This is a genomic window from uncultured Desulfosarcina sp. (assembly GCF_963664155.2).
Lineage (GTDB): Bacteria > Desulfobacterota > Desulfobacteria > Desulfobacterales > Desulfosarcinaceae > Desulfosarcina.
On record NZ_CAXXXH010000001.1, the window covers coordinates 1803810 to 1822297 of the forward strand.

The following is an 18488-nucleotide window of genomic DNA, read 5'->3' on the forward strand; positions in this document are numbered from 1 at the left end:
GTTTTTTTACCGTAACCGGCTTATTCCCTGAAATCAGGATAGTGCATGTCTTTTTCGGATATGATTTTTATTTCTTCAGGCCAACCGATCTTAAAGGCAGGGTCATTCCACCTGATCCCGGTGGCACATGCAGGATCATAAAAATCCGACATCTGGTAGAAGACTTCGGTATTGTCCGCCACGGTTAAAAACCCATGGCTGAACCCTTTCGGTATGAAAAGCATTTTTCTGTTTTCGGCAGACAGCTCAATCGACAGCCACTGCTTGAACGTTGGAGAGTCCGGCCTTACATCGATAATTACATCATAAATAGCGCCAGCCGTGCACCGCACCAATTTTGCTTCTTCGTGAGGGGCCTTCTGGTGGTGCATGCCCCGCAGGGTTCCCCGCTTGATATTAACGGACAGGTTGCATTGAACCAGATTCGGATCAAGCCCATGCGCCTCAAATTCGCGCTTGCACCAGGTCCGTGCAAAAAAGCCCCGTTCATCGCGAAGCGCCTCTAATTCAATGATAAAAGCCCCTTTTAGTTTTGTTTCCAAAAAGATCATCAACATATGCCTATTTTTGGAATCAACACCAAAAACTTACCGCCCCAGTCACCTATGTGCGCCATCTGCGCCATGATTTCATCTTTCAGATTCCACGGGAGAATCATCAAGTAATCCGGTCTGGTTTCATTTATTTTGTCGGGGTGATAAATCGGGATATGCGTCCCCGGCAGGAACAGGCCCTGTTTGTGGGGGCTTCGATCAACGGTGTAATCGATGAAATCGGTTCGAATACCGCAGTAATTCAAAAGGGTGTTCCCTTTGGCCGGCGCCCCATAGCCGGCAATGGACTTCCCTTCTTTTTTGGCCTGAATCATAAAGGTCAAAATATCCTGCTTGATGGCCTTTACTTTGGTATTGAACGACAAATAGTGCTCCAGGGTGTCAAACCTGGCAGCCTGTTCTTTGTTCAAAAGATCCGTGACCCCCCGGTTCATGGGTTTGGATCGATCTGAACGGTGGCCGGCATAAATCCTTAACGATCCGCCATGCGTAGGCAGTTCTTCCACGTCAAAGATGGCCAGGCCATGTTCAGCAAAGATTTTTTTAACGGTCATGAATGAAAAATATGAAAAATGCTCGTGATAGATCGTATCAAACTGGTTCTCGTCCATTAAGCGCATTAAATGCGGGAACTCCATGGTGATGATACCATCGGGCTTCAGAAGTATTTTCATCCCTTTTACAAAATCATTGAGATTTGGGACATGCGCCAATACATTGTTGCCAATCAGGAGGTCGGCATGTTTTCCTTCCGAAGCAAGGAGGGTTGCGGTCTCAACGCCAAAATACCTGGAGATCGTCGGGATCCCCTTTATTTGAGCGGCTTTGGCCACATTTTTTGCCGGTTCAATGCCTAAAACCGGTATCCCCTTTTCCTTGAAATACTGAAGGAGATAGCCGTCATTGCTGGCAATTTCCACAATGGCGCTCTCCGAATCAAATCCGAACCGCTCAATCATTGACTCGGTATAATCTTTCGCGTGCTTAAGCCATGAATCCGAGTAGGACGAAAAATAGGCATAGTCGTCAAAGATCGTTTCCGGGCTCTGGAATTCAGGCAGCTGGACGAGATGACAGTTGTCGCACACATAAACATGCAGAGGGAAAAAGGGCTCCATGCCTAAAAGCTGTTCTTCCTTGAGATACGAATTTGCCAGCGGGGATGCCCCCAGATCGGCAAAGGTGTAGTTCAATGTCTGGCCGCAGAATCGGCAGTCTTTAGTTGCGCTTACCATTTAGAATCCACCCTGTTTTTTTATTTTATGTGTCCATTCGAGACGGTCGTTGAGTAAACCCGTATCCCGCAGATCGGTCAGTACGCGCAGCCGCATAAATCGGGACTGACGGAAATTCGAGTCCTTGAACCCCATTGTTTCCAAACCGTGCTTCAACGCTTTAACGGTGGTTATGACATCGACCTGGGGTTGATGGTCCGGGGCCAACGTTTTAAAAAGATCGAAATTCACGCGATAGGATCGCTTGTCCGGTTGCGCGTCCGCGTTGATGGAAATTTCCACCTCGGGAATAACCTTCGCCACCGCTTCAGCAAGGTCTTTGACTTGATAATTCCACTCATCGCTTCCAACATTGACCGCCAGGAAGTTTCCACCGTTGGCCGGTTCTCTGAATAGCGCCCAATCAATTGCCCTGGCCATATCGTTGATATTTATCAACGGCCGCCATGGGCTCCCGTCACTCAAGATCGTAATTTTTTTGGAAGCCACGGCGCCGGCGACGAAATCGTTCAATACCAGATCCAATCTTAATCTTTCGCTCATGCCGCATGCGGTCGAGAACCTGAGGCTGGTAATCTTAAAGGCGTCATCGCTCAATGGTTTCAGCCCGATCTCACTGGATACCTTTGATTTGGCATAGGCGGTCAGCGGGTTTAGCGGGGAATTTTCATCTCTCGCGCTGTCTTCGGCAGACCCGTACATACTGCAGCTTGAGGCATAAACGAATGCTTTAGCGCCTGCCGCCTTTGCCTGCCGGGCCAGTTCGACACTGGAATGGAAGTTAATATCGTAGGTGACATCCTCAAATGTGTTGCCCATCGGGTCATTGGAGATGGCCGCCAGGTGAACCACCGCGTCGACATCCTTCAATGATTCGGCCGGCAGATGTCTCATGTCTGAAAAAAATTGCAAGTCGACCCGGCATTCCGGGAGCATGGTCTCGGCAGTTAAACAATTGGCGAAATAGCCCATATCCAGACCAACCAAAACGGCATCCGGGTATCGGTTCCTCAAATGTCGAACCAGACACGGTCCAACATACCCCATGTTCCCCGTAATCAAAATTTTCATAGGTGCTCCCCTGTATATAGTTTTATTCTGTGGATCGCCGAAAGGATAATCAATCGATTTTCTGCCCGCTCTTGAACCCCGCCGTTGACTATGCGCGCACTCGCTGTCGTGGCTCAGGCGTTACCAAATCTTCCATGCGGGATTGGGAGATTTCCACAACTCCTCTAAATACATTTTGTCCCGCAGCGTATCCATGTTTTGCCAGAATCCATAATGCCGGTAGGCGGAGAGCATTCCGTCTTTTGCCAGTTTCTCCATGGGTTCGCGTTCCCAGACGGTCGAATCACTTTCGATATAATCGAACACCTCGGGCTCCAATACGAAAAACCCGCCGTTGATCCAGGCCCCGTCCCCGCGCGGCTTTTCTTTAAATGAAAGGATTTGCATCTGGTCCTTGTCCAGGTTGAACGCGCCGAAGCGGCCCGGCGGTTTGACGGCAGTCAGGGTGGCCAGGGTTTTTTGGCGTTTATGAAAATCGACCAATTCGGTGATGTTGAGATCCGACACACCGTCCCCGTATGTCAGGCAGAAGGTTTCATTGCCAATGTATTTTTCGACCCGTTTCAAACGGCCGCCGGTCATTGAACTTTCGCCGGTATCCACCAGCGTGACTTTCCACGGTTCGGTGTCGTTCTGGTGGATCTGCATGTCGTTGTTGCGCAGGTCAAAGGTAACGTCCGAGCGGTGGAGAGAATATTTGGCAAAATATTCCTTTATCATGTGGCCCTTGTACCCCAGACAAATGATGAAATCGTCGACTCCATGGGCGGAGTAGGTTTTCATGATATGCCACAGGATCGGTCGGTCACCGATCTCCACCATCGGTTTGGGCCGGACGCCCGTTTCTTCGGACAGCCGCGTTCCGAATCCGCCTGCTAAAATGATCGCTTTCATGATACCTCGCTTCCAAAAAAGGTGAACGGTGAATACATAGCTCCGCTCCCTCGGTTACAAAAGATACCGAGTCGTCGGTTAATTTACGGCAGCCGGAATGCCGCCGCCTTTATTGGTTGAAACCGCACCTATGAGCTGTCAAGGCCCCGGATGGTGTCGGGCCGGTGCGCCATCTTTTAGCTAACACCTTGCTAATCAAGGGATTTACTATAATCGGTAATCGATATGGGATCAACACGTTTGATCGATTTCCGCCTTAATCGCCCAACCATTCCAGGATTCACTATATTCAGTATCGGCAGTCTCCGCGAAACCAGAAAGCCGACCTGACTATTTTTCAATGGGAATGGGTTAAGCAAAAAGCATGCAGATTTTTGTTTTATTTCCTCAATCAACAGAATTCTTTGAATTTTTAGCGGTACCGTGAATGCGCGCAGGTCCCTTGAGGCAACATTCAAGCATTGGTGGGAAAACTGTCTTTGTTTTCCCGAAACCCGGACGTTACAGAAATCGCAATGATAACAAGCCAGTGAAATTCGTCAGGGAAAGGACGACAATGATGCGTGCCACACCGGGTTGTCACCGGTGGGTGAATGGGCTGATCATTTCAGGTGCAAGAAGGCTTACGGTCCATGGGGGCGGAGAAGGTTCTCCGCCCCCATGGTTTTAAAAATTATATGTTATTTTAAATTTTAAACAATTTTAGAATAAGGAGTCGATAAAACAACCACCGCCGCCACCACCACCACCGCCACCAGCCGCAGGAGGCGTCGTGGGCGCTGAGGATCTCAGCGAGGTGACGCTGTCTCCGTCCAACCCGGCGGCGACATGGGCATCGATTTCACTTTCGGGCAGGGCCCGGTCGTAAATGGCGACCTCGTCGATCAACCCGTTGAACCAGGAGTTGGCAAACCCTTCGATCCGGCCGATGTTGAGCGCTGTCGTCTCTGATGAAAATCCGGCGCCAAAATTGACCATTTCGCTGTCCTCAAGATTACCGTCGACATACAGGTGGGTGGTATCAGTTGATTCGTCACGGACGATCGCCACATGGTGCCATCCGCTGACGGTTGCAATGTCGGTGCTTCCTTCAAGCGTAGAACTGTCTGCACCGGTGTCGTTCAACTCAAAGGTAACATGACCATTAACACTTTCGAGGCCGGCAAACCAGAATAGGCCGCCGCCGCTTCGGGAAAGCAAGCCCTTGTTGTTGGCCGGAATACCGCCGGTCACCTTTACCCAGAATTCCATGGTAAAACTGTCGGTGCTGAGCCAGTTGAAGGTTTTGCTGGCCGGCACACTGATCGACATGGTCGAGCCGTTGAAACTCTGGGCCCCGTCGACCTTGCCGGCAACGGCGTCAGGATCGACAGCACCCGTACCGTCGTTGTCGTCGAATGCGTCCACGTAGGTGCTTCCGCCCGCTTCGTCCAGCGGCCACAAGGAGATGGTGTTATCGGGGTAGGGTGCAAAGATCGCCTCATCGGTGGGTGCAGCGCTGCCGCCGCAATAGTCCGTACCGGCGGCGACATGGGCATCGATTTCACTTTCGGGCAGGGCCCGGTCGTAAATGGCGACCTCGTCGATCAACCCGTTGAACCAGGAGTTGGCAAACCCTTCGATCCGGCCGATGTTGAGCGCTGTCGTCTCTGATGAAAATCCGGCGCCAAAATTGACCATTTCGCTGTCCTCAAGATTACCGTCGACATACAGGTGGGTGGTATCAGTTGATTCGTCACGGACGATCGCCACATGGTGCCATCCGCTGACGGTTGCAATGTCGGTGCTTCCTTCAAGCGTAGAACTGTCTGCACCGGTGTCGTTCAACTCAAAGGTAACATGACCATTAACACTTTCGAGGCCGGCAAACCAGAATAGGCCGCCGCCGCTTCGGGAAAGCAAGCCCTTGTTGTTGGCCGGAATACCGCCGGTCACCTTTACCCAGAATTCCATGGTAAAACTGTCGGTGCTGAGCCAGTTGAAGGTTTTGCTGGCCGGCACACTGATCGACATGGTCGAGCCGTTGAAACTCTGGGCCCCGTTGACCTTGCCGGTGGCGGCGTCAGGATCGACGGCGCCCGTACCATCGTTGTCGCCGATGAAATCCGCATAGGTCGGGCCGGCCGCTTCGTCCAGCTTCCAATAGGCGGCGATGTCAGCCGGACAGGCGGCGAAGCTTGCACTCGTCATAACAAAAGAAAACCCCACAACTGTCATCACGATGAAACTGAAAATAGTCGTTTTCGCTTTTTTCATCATCTACCATCCTTTGTTTTAAAAGTTTCAACTACCGTTAAAGATAACCGCTATGTTTCCAAACGATTCAGTTCTGAGGTGACCGCCACCTTCCGGATATATGGCCGGAGTAACTTCCGGAAGGAAATGATTTGCCGCTTTCATCGTTGTGAGCATCATAAAACCCCATAGGCAAGCAACGTACCAGGCAGGGCATCCATGGTGTAATTTTTACCCCGCCGCCTCTTTACGTGTCCATCAACACCCGGGCAATTCAACCTGCCGGCCGGAACGGTTTTTCAGGGCGGACGCGAGCGCTAAAAGTCACAAATTTCTTTTCTTATCAATCGAATGACTGGATTCGAACAGAGGTGGACTGGTCAAAATAATTGATCGAAGACCTTATCGGTGACAAGGGGTCAATACCTCCCCCCAACACTTTTTCCCAATCTGGACGGGGTGTTGTTAATGGCTGCAACCATCTGTTGGATCTCATGCCGACCGGCGTCACCATTAACAGCCTGCGCCCAGATACCAAATAACGCAACCACCTTGACGGTGTCAACAATCATGTCCGCCGGCATGGTGCGGGGCTTCCAACCCGGTTGATAATGAAGAGTCAATTTTCCTAAATAAAGCATCGCGCACTCGAAATAGCTCCTGCATTTTCCTGTTCATTTTTCTTGTTTCTAAGGCAGGCGCCCTGCGAAACACAACTGGACCGGTGTGCAAAAAGTGGAAACAAATTACATAATTTCCCATTTTATGGGTCACCGCTTTCACACCTGACCGCCCCCCATGCCGTTTGGGATCTCTTTTTCATGGTTTCCTTTAATTTGAGGAATTGAATTCCCAAAAAAAGGCACATTATTTTCACAAGCCCAAAAGGTCGTCGACAGCAATTTATGATGAATAAGTATATAATTCAGAATATTAATGGCATTTCTACTTCATGGGTACATTTTTTGCTTATTAATTTACGAATTATGAAACGGTAAATTATATAGTTGCCGCTGCGCTGACCGGATGCGTCGGCAACATCGATCAAGGACACGAATGAATTGAGAACGAAAAAACAGCCCCAGGGTTAAGGGCCGGGCTCTCTTTTCGTGTGGTGCATTTGGCGCATTGGATACCAACCCGGAGAAGGGTCTTTTATGTCACGCCATTTGACTGATCGACTCTGACCGCAAATGTTATCTAATCTGAACTACAAAGAAAAGCCACTTCACCGCATCCATATATTTTCTTAACCGAGTTGTTCAAGGGCCTCATTGGCGCAGGCAGGGCAGGGCAAAATTCGGTGCGTATGGGCGATTGATGATCACCCTGCGCCAAATGCCTGCGCTGGGTAACCAACCACAAATGTTTTTCAACAGCCTTTGTTAATGCTTGCCTTGGCTTTTTCGAAATGGATTCAAATGAAAAAAAATGCTGCTTTCTTTATCGGTATGGTGATCCTCCTGTCAGGCATAAATATCCACTCGGCAGTTGCAGATATCCGTGTCAATGCGGGCGGGGGTGCGTACACGGACGGCAGCGGCAACATCTGGTCCGCCGACAGCGGGTTCAATACCGGCTTGACCGCATCCACGGCCAACCCCATCAGCGGAACCACCGACGACGTGCTGTATCAGACCGAGCGCTATGACAAAGCCGTCAGCCCGGAGCTTGAATACCGCTTCACCGTTCCCAACGGGGACTATCTCGTCAGGCTTTACTTCACCGAGCTGTTCTCCGGCGCCGGCGGCGTCGGCCTGCGGGTCTTCGATGTCCTGATCGAAAACCAGCTGGTCATCGACAACCTGGATATTTTCAGCGAGGTCGGCCTCTATGCGGCCTTGATCAAAAGCATCCCCGTCACGGTAGCCGACGGACAGCTGAACATCCTGTTTCAACACATCATGGATGAAAACCCCAAAATCTCCGCCATCGAGGTGGTCAGCCAGGACGACACGACTCCTCCGACGGTCCCCGCGGGCCTGTCCGGAAGCGCGGCCGACGCCACCCAGATCAACCTGTCCTGGAACCCATCGACCGACACAGGCGGGTCCGGACTGGCGGGCTACCGCATCTACCGCAACGGCGGACTGGCCGGGACATCGACCACTTCCGCGTTTACCGATACCGGCCTGGCTCCGTCCACCACCTACAGCTATGCGGTGACGGCATACGACAACGCCCTCAACGAATCGGATCCGTCCAGTCCCGTCAGTGTCTCCACGACGGCAACTGCCGACACGACTCCTCCGACGGTCCCCGCGGGCCTGTCCGGAAGCGCGGCCGACGCCACCCAGATCAACCTGTCCTGGAACCCATCGACCGACACAGGCGGGTCCGGACTGGCGGGCTACCGCATCTACCGCAACGGCGGACTGGCCGGGACATCGACCACTCCCGCGTTTACCGATACCGGCCTGGCTCCGTCCACCACCTACAGCTATGCGGTGACGGCATACGACAACGCCCTCAACGAATCGGATCCGTCCAGTCCCGTCAGTGTCTCCACGACGGCAACTGCCGACACGACTCCCCCGACGGTCCCCGCGGGCCTGTCCGGAAGCGCAGCCGACGCCACCCAGATCAACCTGTCCTGGAACCCATCGACCGACACAGGCGGGTCCGGACTGGCGGGCTACCGCATCTACCGCAACGGCGGACTGGCCGGGACATCGACCACTTCCGCGTTTACCGATACCGGCCTGGCTCCGTCCACCACCTACAGCTATGCGGTGACGGCATACGACAACGCCCTCAACGAATCGGATCCGTCCAGTCCCGTCAGTGTCTCCACGACGGCAACTGCCGACACGACTCCTCCGACGGTCCCCGCGGGCCTGTCCGGAAGCGCGGCCGACGCCACCCAGATCAACCTGTCCTGGAACCCATCGACCGACACAGGCGGGTCCGGACTGGCGGGCTACCGCATCTACCGCAACGGCGGACTGGCCGGGACATCGACCACTCCCGCGTTTACCGATACCGGCCTGGCTCCGTCCACCACCTACAGCTATGCGGTGACGGCATACGACAACGCCCTCAACGAATCGGATCCGTCCAGTCCCGTCAGTGTCTCCACGACGGCAACTGCCGGCTTGCCGGTCATCCGTGTCAATGCGGGCGGGGGTGCGTACACGGACGGCAGCGGCAACATCTGGTCCGCCGACAGCGGGTTCAATACCGGCTTGACCGCATCCACGGCCAACCCCATCAGCGGAACCACCAACGACGTGCTGTATCAGACCGAGCGCTATGACAAAGCCGTCAGCCCGGAGCTTGAATACCGCTTCACCGTTCCCAACGGGGACTATCTCGTCAGGCTTTACTTCACCGAACTGTTCTCCGGCGCCGGCGGCGTCGGCCTGCGGGTCTTCGATGTCCTGATCGAAAACCAGCTGGTCATCGACAACCTGGATATTTTCAGCGAGGTCGGCCTCTATGCGGCCTTGATCAAAAGCATCCCCGTCACGGTAGCCGACGGACAGCTGAACATCCTGTTTCAACACATCATGGATGAAAACCCCAAAATCTCCGCCATCGAGGTGGTCAGCCAGGACGACACGACTCCTCCGACGGTCCCCGCGGGCCTGTCCGGAAGCGCGGCCGACGCCACCCAGATCAACCTGTCCTGGAACCCATCGACCGACACAGGCGGGTCCGGACTGGCGGGCTACCGCATCTACCGCAACGGCGGACTGGCCGGGACATCGACCACTCCCGCGTTTACCGATACCGGCCTGGCTCCGTCCACCACCTACAGCTATGCGGTGACGGCATACGACAACGCCCTCAACGAATCGGATCCGTCCAGTCCCGTCAGTGTCTCCACGACGGCAACTGCCGGCTTGCCGGTCATCCGTGTCAATGCGGGCGGGGGTGCGTACACGGACGGCAGCGGCAACATCTGGTCCGCCGACAGCGGGTTCAATACCGGCTTGACCGCATCCACGGCCAACCCCATCAGCGGAACCACCAACGACGTGCTGTATCAGACCGAGCGCTATGACAAAGCCGTCAGCCCGGAGCTTGAATACCGCTTCACCGTTCCCAACGGGGACTATCTCGTCAGGCTTTACTTCACCGAACTGTTCTCCGGCGCCGGCGGCGTCGGCCTGCGGGTCTTCGATGTCCTGATCGAAAACCAGCTGGTCATCGACAACCTGGATATTTTCAGCGAGGTCGGCCTCTATGCGGCCTTGATCAAAAGCATCCCCGTCACGGTAGCCGACGGACAGCTGAACATCCTGTTTCAACACATCATGGATGAAAACCCCAAAATCTCCGCCATCGAGGTGGTCAGCCAGGACGACACGACTCCTCCGACGGTCCCCGCGGGCCTGTCCGGAAGCGCGGCCGACGCCACCCAGATCAACCTGTCCTGGAACCCATCGACCGACACAGGCGGGTCCGGACTGGCGGGCTACCGCATCTACCGCAACGGCGGACTGGCCGGGACATCGACCACTCCCGCGTTTACCGATACCGGCCTGGCTCCGTCCACCACCTACAGCTATGCGGTGACGGCATACGACAACGCCCTCAACGAATCGGATCCGTCCAGTCCCGTCAGTGTCTCCACGACGGCAACTGCCGGCTTGCCGGTCATCCGTGTCAATGCGGGCGGGGGTGCGTACACGGACGGCAGCGGCAACATCTGGTCCGCCGACAGCGGGTTCAATACCGGCTTGACCGCATCCACGGCCAACCCCATCAGCGGAACCACCAACGACGTGCTGTATCAGACCGAGCGCTATGACAAAGCCGTCAGCCCGGAGCTTGAATACCGCTTCACCGTTCCCAACGGGGACTATCTCGTCAGGCTTTACTTCACCGAACTGTTCTCCGGCGCCGGCGGCGTCGGCCTGCGGGTCTTCGATGTCCTGATCGAAAACCAGCTGGTCATCGACAACCTGGATATTTTCAGCGAGGTCGGCCTCTATGCGGCCTTGATCAAAAGCATCCCCGTCACGGTAGCCGACGGACAGCTGAACATCCTGTTTCAACACATCATGGATGAAAACCCCAAAATCTCCGCCATCGAGGTTTTTTCTACGATTCCGTCGACCCTGCCGATTGCGGACGACTTTTCTGATGGTACAGGTTGGGGTGCTCGATGGACACCTCAAAACGACACCTCTAACCCCATGGATTGGAGTGTTGTCAGTGGTCAATTGCTTCAAAGTGAGTTCTTGGAAAGTGACGCGCTGGATCAATCCACATCCTATCACACCGGAACCTATGTCGTTCTTGATAATCCGCCGGTCAGTCCTTTTCCCTCCGATTACCGGTTCAGCGTGGACGTCACCCCATTGCCCAACCCTGCCGACCCCAGTGAAGGCAATGACATCGGCATCATGTTTCGATACCAAGGCCCTGATGACTATTATCGCGTGTCGATGAGTGCCAAGTTCGGCTTCACCCGTTTCGAAAAGCGTATCGGTGGTAGTTTCGAAACCTTGGCGGTCAATGCAATCGGATATGTCGATGATCAGCCGATGACCCTGACGGCCGAAGTCAACGGCGACACCATCATCGTCTGGATCGACGGGGACCCGGTTTTCGCCGTCAAAGATCCCAATCCGATATCTTCGGGAACCATCGCCCTGTACTGTCAGGATAAAGCCCAGTTCGACAATGTCCTCATCACCGAGACCCCCCTGCAACCGACGGTGGCCATTTCCTCGCCTTTGGCCTATTCCATTGCCCTGACGCCGGATGACGGCACGACCTTGTCCGTCGAGGCCGTGGTGCTCAACACCCCCGCCGGCGGCAGCGTGGCGTTCAGCCTGGATGGCGTCAGCAAACCGGCCTCGGCCATATCGGGCAACGTCTATTCCGCCTCGTTTACCGGGGTGCCGAATGGAAATCATACGGTTACTGCTGTTTTGCGGTACGCCGATGGCACGGAAGCCGACAGCGACGTCAATTCGACGGTGGGCACCGGCGGTGACTACTATGTTACGCTGGGCGACAGCATTACCAATGGCGTGGGTGATTTCGACCCGTCGAACAACGATTCGGCCGATGGAAGAATCGTATCGATTCAGGGTTTCCAGGCCCAACTGGCCGACGATCTGACAACGGCGACCAGCCGGCCCCAGATTGTTTTCAACGAAGGTATCGAAGGCGACAGGGCCTGGGAACTGGATGACAGACTGTTTTCCATTATGCAACGCCATCCCAGGGCGAATAAGGTGTTGGTGCTCATCGGTACCAACGACTCTGCCGCCAGCCCTACATCGGTAACCGACTTTCGCAACGATGTGGCGGCGATTGCCACAGAAATTCAAGACAGTGGCAGAGAGGTGTGGGTCGCTGAAATCCTGCCCACCAACGTGGATGCAACCCGGAATACGTTAATTCGGCAATTCAACACCGAAATCAGGGGTATCGCTAACGCCTCTGGTGCCGATGCAACATTCCTGGGACCCGATTTCTATACGGTTTTTACCGACCGTCCGGACCTGTACAGCGGTTTGCTGCACCCGAACGACCTCGGGTTCCAAACCATGGCCGATGAATGGCAAAGGCTGCTGCCTTAAAGCTGAAAACCAGAATGCCGTTGCATCGTTTGGCGCGCTAAATGGAAATACCGGTAAATGAATGCCGTCATTCGCATCGGTATAAGCCAGACAACCTCATCGGTGCCCAATGGGCGCTTGCCATGATGCAGCGCAAGCATCCGGAGAAAATGAAGCCGAGCCATCGACCGTGACGCGGTTAGGATGCTTTTGGCTCCTTTAACAGCAGGATGTTGCAAATTGCATAATAAAGCATTATAGATCCGTGATATTTGTTCTTATTCGTCTGTCAGGGGGTTGATGATTAAATATCGCAGAATACCTGAGCATTGAAATCTGCATTTAAATAAGGATGAGGATTGGATTCTCAAAAAATAGTAAACGCTGCCGTTATCTGTATTTTAATCATATTGACCCTGTCAGGCTGCGGTGGCGGCGGTGGAGGTGGAGGGGAAGAACCCGCCTCCTCACCCGTCTACCCGACGCCGGCAACGATATTTTCAGATTCCTTTGTCGACGGTGCCGACTGGAGCTCTCGATGGACGCATTATGATGAATCCGGGAACGGTGACAGTTGGGCGGTGGTAAATGGTCAACTGCTGCAGAGCAGTTTCCTGGAGAACAATGCGCTGCAAGGAACCACCTCCTATCACACCGGCGCTTTCGTTGTGCTTGTCGACCCGCCCGTTTACACGCTGCCCGCCTCTTACCGGTTCAGCGTGGACGTCACCCCGTTGCCCAACCCTGCCTCCTCCACCAGTGAAGGCAATGACGTCGGCATCATGTTCCGCTATCAAAACCCGCAAAACTACTATCGCGTATCGATGAGCGCCAAGTTCGGCTTTACCCGTTTCGAGAAGCGCAAAGGCGATGTTTTTGAAACCTTGGCGGTCAATTCAATTGGCTATGTGGACGGTAACGCGATGACCCTGACGGCCGAAGTCAGCGGCGACACCATCATCGTCTGGATCGACGGGGACCCGGTTTTCGCCGTCAAGGATACCAATCCGATATCTTCGGGAACCATTGCCCTGTACTGTCAGGATCAAGCCCAGTTCGACAATGTCCTCATCACCGAGAACCCCCTGCAGCCGACGGTGGCCATCTCTTCCCCCCTGGCCTATTCCATTGCCCTGACGCCGGATGACGGCACAACCCTGTCCGTCGAGGCCGTGGTGCTCAACACCCCCGCCGGGGGCAGCGTGGTGTTCAGCCGGGATGGCGTCAGCAAACCGGCCTCGGCCATATCGGGCAACGTCTATTCCGTCTCGTTTACCGGGGTGCCGAATGGAAATCATACGGTTACTGCTGTTTTGCGGTACGCCGATGGCACGGAAGCCGATGTGGACATCAATTCGACGGTGGGCACCGGCGGTGACTACTATGTTACGCTGGGCGATAGCATTACCAATGGCGTGGGCGACGAAATCGACTCGAACAATGATTCCACTGATGGACGCATCGTCTCCATCCAAGGGTACCAGGCCCGTCTGGCCAACCTCTTGACAACGGAAACCGGCCGGCCCCAGATCGTTTTTAACGAAGGTATCGAAGGGGAGAGGGCCTTGGAGGCAGTGGACAGAATCGATTCCATTCTGGATCGCCACCCGGGCGCCAACAAGGTGCTGGTGCTGATCGGCACCAATGATTCCCTTGACGGTGTCGCGCCTGCGGCCTTTGGAGGCAGTCTTACAACCATAGCCAACACGATCGTTACGGATAGTAAAAAGGTGTGGATCGCTAAAATATTACCCACTAATCCACCGGACCTGAATCCGACCAGAGACACATTAATCCAAAATTACAATCTCCAAATTATAGGAATCACCGATACCGTTGGAGATAGTATTTTTCTCGGTCCGGATCTCTACGCCGATTTCTATGGACAGCCATCCCTTTACACAGGAGACGTACATCCCAACGATAGCGGTTATCAACTCATGGCTAATAAATGGGCTGATCCGTTGCCCTGAGACGTAAATGCTGCCGCCCACCGCCAGGGGAGTGAACGGCATTGCCGGATTCACCCCCCACTGGCGATTGGCTTCCTGCCCGATTGGTGCCACTGCCCTTCCAAGCCGATCAATCATCCTTTGCCATTTCTGGTTTGACCCCGGGGACCGCCCATTGTAACATAAAAAATGCACCCCTTCAGGAGCGGTAAATGAATTCCAACCCACTTCAGACACCAGATCCGCTGAACGCACCCCCCCGCAAAACCGTCGCCCTGGTTCTCGGCAGCGGCTCATCGCGGGGCTGGGCCCACATCGGCGCCATCGAGGCCCTGGAGGAGGAAGGCATTCCCATCGACTTCATCTCCGGGTGCAGCGTCGGCTCCTACGTGGGAGCCATCTACGCCAGCGGCAGCCTGGCCAGCCTCAAGAAATTCGTGCTGAGCATGGACGGCAAAAAAGTCTTCTCCTACTTTGATGTGGTCTTCCCGCGCTCCGGCTTACTGGACGGCACCAAGAAAGTCGCCGAACTCTTCTCCATGCACACCGCCGTTAAGCGTTTTTCGGAACTGAACATCCCGGTGATGATGGTAGCCACCGACCTGCAGCGGGGAGAAAAAGTGGTGCTGAAATCGGGCAACCTGCTCCAGGCCCTGCGGGCGACCATGAGCGTGCCCGGCCTTTTCGCACCCGCATGGGTCAAGGGTCGCTGGCTGGTGGACGGGGGGATCGTGGATCCGATTCCGGTAGGCGTTGCCCGGGCCACGGAAGCCGACGTGGTGATCGCCGTGGACCTGAACAGCGGCATCGTCTCCCGAAGAATGAAAACTCAGAAGAAAAATGAAGTTGAAAAACAAGTGCCGGAAGGACCCAAATTCAAAAGCGAGCTCCTGACCAAGCTGACCGACTACTACGAAACGGCGGAAACCAATTTTAAAAACAAAATCAACGAACTGCTCGGACGCGATGCCAATATGCCCGATATCATCGACACCGTCATGACCTCCATCAACATCATGCAGGAACGCATCACCCGTATCAACCTGGCCGTGGAACCGCCGGACGTCCTGGTCCAGCCCCGGTTGGGCGCCCTGAACATGATGGACTTCGACCAGGTGGAACTGGCCATCGAAGAAGGCTACATCGGTGTAAAGGAGAAGATGGAAGATATCAGGGCGCTGCTGGAGATACCCGGTCAGAAACCTGAAACAGACTATCTATGAACGTCGAACGTCCAACATCGAATTTCGAATACAGTATTCTGCCATATGAGTTGCTGGCGGAGTGAAGTAAGGGTAATGCACTCGCAGAACGTCACGTTTCCGACGTTATCGTAAAAAGCCCGAGATCAAGGCTTGCTAATCCCGAGGAATGAGGCGTACTTACGGTACTCCGCAGTGACGACGGAAAAAGCGAAACGCAAATATCGGACTTCTTACGCTGCCGTCAAAGTTAAATTGATTCTACGTTGCTTGGCCCGGCAACGCAAAAAAAGTCAAAAAATATTCTGGAATTTTGGTTTCGAATATCATTTCTTCATTATTAAAAGGATGGTTGAACCTGATCGACAATGCATGTAACGCTAAACGCCCTTTAGCGCCCTTTCTATACTTTTTGTCGCCGACAACAGGATGCCCCTTTTCTGACAAGTGAACACGAATCTGATTTTTTTTCCCGGTCAACAGGTCGATTTCCAATAAACTATAATTCTTGGATTCTTTTATTACTTTGTATTTTGTTCTGGCAAAATCACCATCCTTTGGATTCTTGACCGATTGCATCCGGTAATCATCATCTTCAGCAAGATAAGACTCTATGATGCCACTTTTTTCTGCCAGATGACCATAGACGACGGCGATGTATTTTTTTTCTATATTTTCCCATTGCCTGGCAAATTTCTCACGAATTCCAAAACTTTTAGCAAAGATTAACACTCCGGATGTTTCGCGATCCAACCGATGCACCACAAATAGGTTGACCTTTGCCTTTGGATTCCCTTTTCTAACATAATTGGTGAGCAAATGGTGAGCCGTGTTTTCCGCTTCGTAATTGGCTTTGACGCTCAAAAGCCCCGAGCGCTTATCGATTACGATGATGTCCCGATCCTCATAAAGAATCTTGATACCGGCAGGCACATATCTATTTCTGATTTTTATTTTTGATTTTATCATAATTTTTTACAAATTTCAGAACAGGCTTCTTTCTGTGCAGGCGTTGATGGAAAATTCCTGCAAATTTCCGGTCTGGATTCATATACACGGCAAGAATAGGTATCGTCATTTTCATCTAAAAAAAAACAATGTCCGTTTTCTCTAAATTTTAAAAAGTATTCCTCAATGGCTTTACCTTTCGGGTTGGTAAACACCTCAAAAGGCAACCGTGATACTTGTTCCAACCCGTCGATTTCAGTTTCAGACAATTCGACAAAAGGGTAATTTTTGCAACAATCGGCACATTTTCTACACATCTCTCCGGGACCAATTTTCTTCATCGCATAAACATTTCTGGAGTATTTATTTGCCAACCGGTGTTGCTAAAAATCAACTTTTCCGGGTTCATTTCATTCGCGCTTGGCATGCGCACCCATATCACAATATCGGCGAGAAAAGCCGGGCCGTCCGTATAGCCAGGCGGAAAGCCATTGATCGGCGATAGACGTCGTCGGTGGTCAGGGGATCGGAGGCGGCAAAATCGTCGCGGCACATCTTTTCCACCTTGCGGATAAAATCGGGATCGGTGAAAGCCATGGTGATCTCGAAATTGATCCTCAGGGAGCGGTTGTCCAAATTAACCGTGCCCACACCGGCAAGGGTGTCATCCACCAGAAATACTTTCTGGTGCATGTAGCCTTTGCGGTAGGTGAACATCCGGACCCCGGCCACGGCCACTTCAAACAGGTAGGTGTGGGCGGCCCACCAGACAACCCGCTTGTCCGGATTGCCGGGAATCAGGATCCTCACATCCACTCCCCGCATGGCGGCCAGCTGCAACGCCTTGATAACGGCCACATCCGGCACGAAATAGGGAGTCAGAATCCAGCATCGATGTTCGGCCAGATTGATGGCTTGCACCATCATTAGCGAACAGCTCTCCACCAGGTCCCCCGGGCCCGTGGGAATGCACAGGACGGCTTCGCCGCCGGTACAAGGCGGTGGATCCCAAGGAATCTCGGGGAGTTTTCCGCAGGCCCAGTGCCAATCCTCGGCAAAGCAGAGCTGTACGGCCAGGGTCACCGGGCCTTCCATTTTAACGTGGGTGTCCCGCCAGTGGTCAAAACGCCGGCCCCCGTCCAGGTATTCGTCCCCGATGTTGTGACCGCCGACCCAGCTCATGGCGCCATCCACAACCACGAGTTTACGGTGATTGCGGAAATTGATCCGAAACCGGTTGAGCATTCCACCACCCATTCGGAAAATACCGACGTTCACGCCGGCAGCCCGCAACGCATCGGTGTAGGATCGGGAAAGACCTACGCTGCCAATCTGATCCAGGAGAAAATAGACCTGGACACCGGCCTTCACCCGGTCGATCAAGGCCGATTTGATCTGATCGGCCAGATCACCGTCGCGAACGATAAAAAACTGAATCAGCACATGGCGGCGGGCAGACCGGATCCCTTCCAGGATGGAATCGAATGTGGCCTTACCGTTGATCAGCAGGGTGCAGCGGTTCCCGACCATGACCGGCAACTGGTAGATGTCGCTTAACACATCGATGATGGGCGTATCGCGCACCATCAGGCAGGCGAGCCGCTGGTCCATCCGGAGATCCCTTCCCAGGTGGTGGATGGCCGTACTGCCGGACTGGTGAGCGACGGCATGACGCTGAATACGCCGGGCTCCGAAAACGAGGTAGAGAAAAACGGCCAGGTAGGGAAAGAAAAACAGGGCCATCACCCAGGCGATGGTACCCTGGCTGGTCCGGCCGTTCATGATGACGTCGAAGATAAAAAGGATACCTGTAATGTGCAGCACCAGGGGAATCAACAGCATCCAATACTCTAAAACCAGCTGTACGGCAGGCATC

The 18488-nt window shown here is 53.7% G+C and carries 12 protein-coding genes; 3 read left to right on the forward strand and 9 right to left on the reverse strand.

Going from position 1 to position 18488, the window contains the following annotated elements; genetic code table 11:
• Positions 1–20: 20 nt before the first annotated feature.
• From rfbC to ACHZBS_RS08180, 6 genes are all read right to left on the reverse strand, one after another.
• Positions 21–551 (reverse strand): dTDP-4-dehydrorhamnose 3,5-epimerase, encoded by a 531-nt coding sequence (gene rfbC / locus ACHZBS_RS08155; protein ID WP_319406001.1) that lies wholly within the window; start codon positions 549–551, stop codon positions 21–23.
• Entirely contained in the window at positions 551–1789 is a 1239-nt protein-coding gene (locus ACHZBS_RS08160) for a class I SAM-dependent methyltransferase (RefSeq protein ID WP_319406002.1), read from the reverse strand. The genes rfbC and ACHZBS_RS08160 overlap by 1 nt, the downstream gene beginning before the upstream one ends.
• Positions 1790–2860 carry an SDR family oxidoreductase gene (locus tag ACHZBS_RS08165; protein ID WP_319406003.1) on the reverse strand — a complete coding sequence of 357 codons (1071 nt, stop codon included), beginning with the start codon at positions 2858–2860 and terminating at the stop codon, positions 1790–1792.
• A gap of 120 nt (positions 2861–2980) precedes the next feature.
• Positions 2981–3754, reverse strand: coding sequence for a glucose-1-phosphate cytidylyltransferase (gene rfbF, locus ACHZBS_RS08170; RefSeq protein WP_319406004.1), 774 nt, complete (start codon positions 3752–3754; stop codon positions 2981–2983).
• 702 nt (positions 3755–4456) lie between these two features.
• The gene (locus tag ACHZBS_RS08175; protein ID WP_319406005.1) at positions 4457–6013 is read right to left on the reverse strand and encodes a LamG domain-containing protein; all 1557 of its coding nucleotides are present in this window, start codon (positions 6011–6013) and stop codon (positions 4457–4459) included.
• A 395-nt stretch (positions 6014–6408) separates the two neighbouring features.
• Positions 6409–6630 (reverse strand): hypothetical protein, encoded by a 222-nt coding sequence (locus ACHZBS_RS08180; RefSeq protein ID WP_319406006.1) that lies wholly within the window; start codon positions 6628–6630, stop codon positions 6409–6411.
• 780 nt (positions 6631–7410) lie between these two features.
• On the opposite strand from ACHZBS_RS08180, the gene ACHZBS_RS08185 reads away from it, so the two are divergent.
• The 3 genes from ACHZBS_RS08185 (at position 7411) to ACHZBS_RS08195 (ending at position 15685) form a co-directional block, all read left to right on the forward strand.
• Entirely contained in the window at positions 7411–12531 is a 5121-nt protein-coding gene (locus tag ACHZBS_RS08185; RefSeq protein ID WP_319406007.1) for a malectin domain-containing carbohydrate-binding protein, read from the forward strand.
• A gap of 338 nt (positions 12532–12869) precedes the next feature.
• Positions 12870–14483: a GDSL-type esterase/lipase family protein gene (locus tag ACHZBS_RS08190; protein WP_319406008.1), complete on the forward strand. Its 1614-nt coding sequence runs from the start codon at positions 12870–12872 to the stop codon at positions 14481–14483.
• A gap of 191 nt (positions 14484–14674) precedes the next feature.
• Positions 14675–15685 (forward strand): patatin-like phospholipase family protein, encoded by a 1011-nt coding sequence (locus tag ACHZBS_RS08195; RefSeq protein ID WP_319406009.1) that lies wholly within the window; start codon positions 14675–14677, stop codon positions 15683–15685.
• Between the two features lie 240 nt (positions 15686–15925).
• On the opposite strand, the gene ACHZBS_RS08200 is transcribed toward ACHZBS_RS08195, so the two are convergent.
• The 3 genes from ACHZBS_RS08200 to cls form a co-directional block, all read right to left on the reverse strand.
• A complete protein-coding gene (locus tag ACHZBS_RS08200; RefSeq protein WP_319406010.1) occupies positions 15926–16633 on the reverse strand; it encodes an RluA family pseudouridine synthase in 708 nt (235 codons plus the stop codon).
• Positions 16630–16986: a YkgJ family cysteine cluster protein gene (locus ACHZBS_RS08205; protein ID WP_319406011.1), complete on the reverse strand. Its 357-nt coding sequence runs from the start codon at positions 16984–16986 to the stop codon at positions 16630–16632. The genes ACHZBS_RS08200 and ACHZBS_RS08205 overlap by 4 nt, the downstream gene beginning before the upstream one ends.
• Before the next feature lie 64 nt (positions 16987–17050).
• A complete protein-coding gene (gene cls / locus ACHZBS_RS08210; RefSeq protein WP_319406012.1) occupies positions 17051–18487 on the reverse strand; it encodes a cardiolipin synthase in 1437 nt (478 codons plus the stop codon).
• Position 18488: the final 1 nt, after the last annotated feature.

What these genes read in the sequence shown, in the direction of transcription:
- rfbC (WP_319406001.1), bottom strand. Translation starts at nt 551, where the DNA reads ATGATCTTTTTGGAAACAAAACTAAAAGGGGCTTTTATCATTGAATTA.
- ACHZBS_RS08160 (WP_319406002.1), bottom strand. Translation starts at nt 1,789, where the DNA reads ATGGTAAGCGCAACTAAAGACTGCCGATTCTGCGGCCAGACATTGAAC.
- ACHZBS_RS08165 (WP_319406003.1), bottom strand. Translation starts at nt 2,860, where the DNA reads ATGAAAATTTTGATTACGGGGAACATGGGGTATGTTGGACCGTGTCTG.
- rfbF (WP_319406004.1), bottom strand. Translation starts at nt 3,754, where the DNA reads ATGAAAGCGATCATTTTAGCAGGCGGATTCGGAACGCGGCTGTCCGAA.
- ACHZBS_RS08175 (WP_319406005.1), bottom strand. Translation starts at nt 6,013, where the DNA reads ATGATGAAAAAAGCGAAAACGACTATTTTCAGTTTCATCGTGATGACA.
- ACHZBS_RS08180 (WP_319406006.1), bottom strand. Translation starts at nt 6,630, where the DNA reads ATGCTTTATTTAGGAAAATTGACTCTTCATTATCAACCGGGTTGGAAG.
- ACHZBS_RS08185 (WP_319406007.1), top strand. Translation starts at nt 7,411, where the DNA reads ATGAAAAAAAATGCTGCTTTCTTTATCGGTATGGTGATCCTCCTGTCA.
- ACHZBS_RS08195 (WP_319406009.1), top strand. Translation starts at nt 14,675, where the DNA reads ATGAATTCCAACCCACTTCAGACACCAGATCCGCTGAACGCACCCCCC.
- ACHZBS_RS08200 (WP_319406010.1), bottom strand. Translation starts at nt 16,633, where the DNA reads ATGATAAAATCAAAAATAAAAATCAGAAATAGATATGTGCCTGCCGGT.
- cls (WP_319406012.1), bottom strand. Translation starts at nt 18,487, where the DNA reads ATGCCTGCCGTACAGCTGGTTTTAGAGTATTGGATGCTGTTGATTCCC.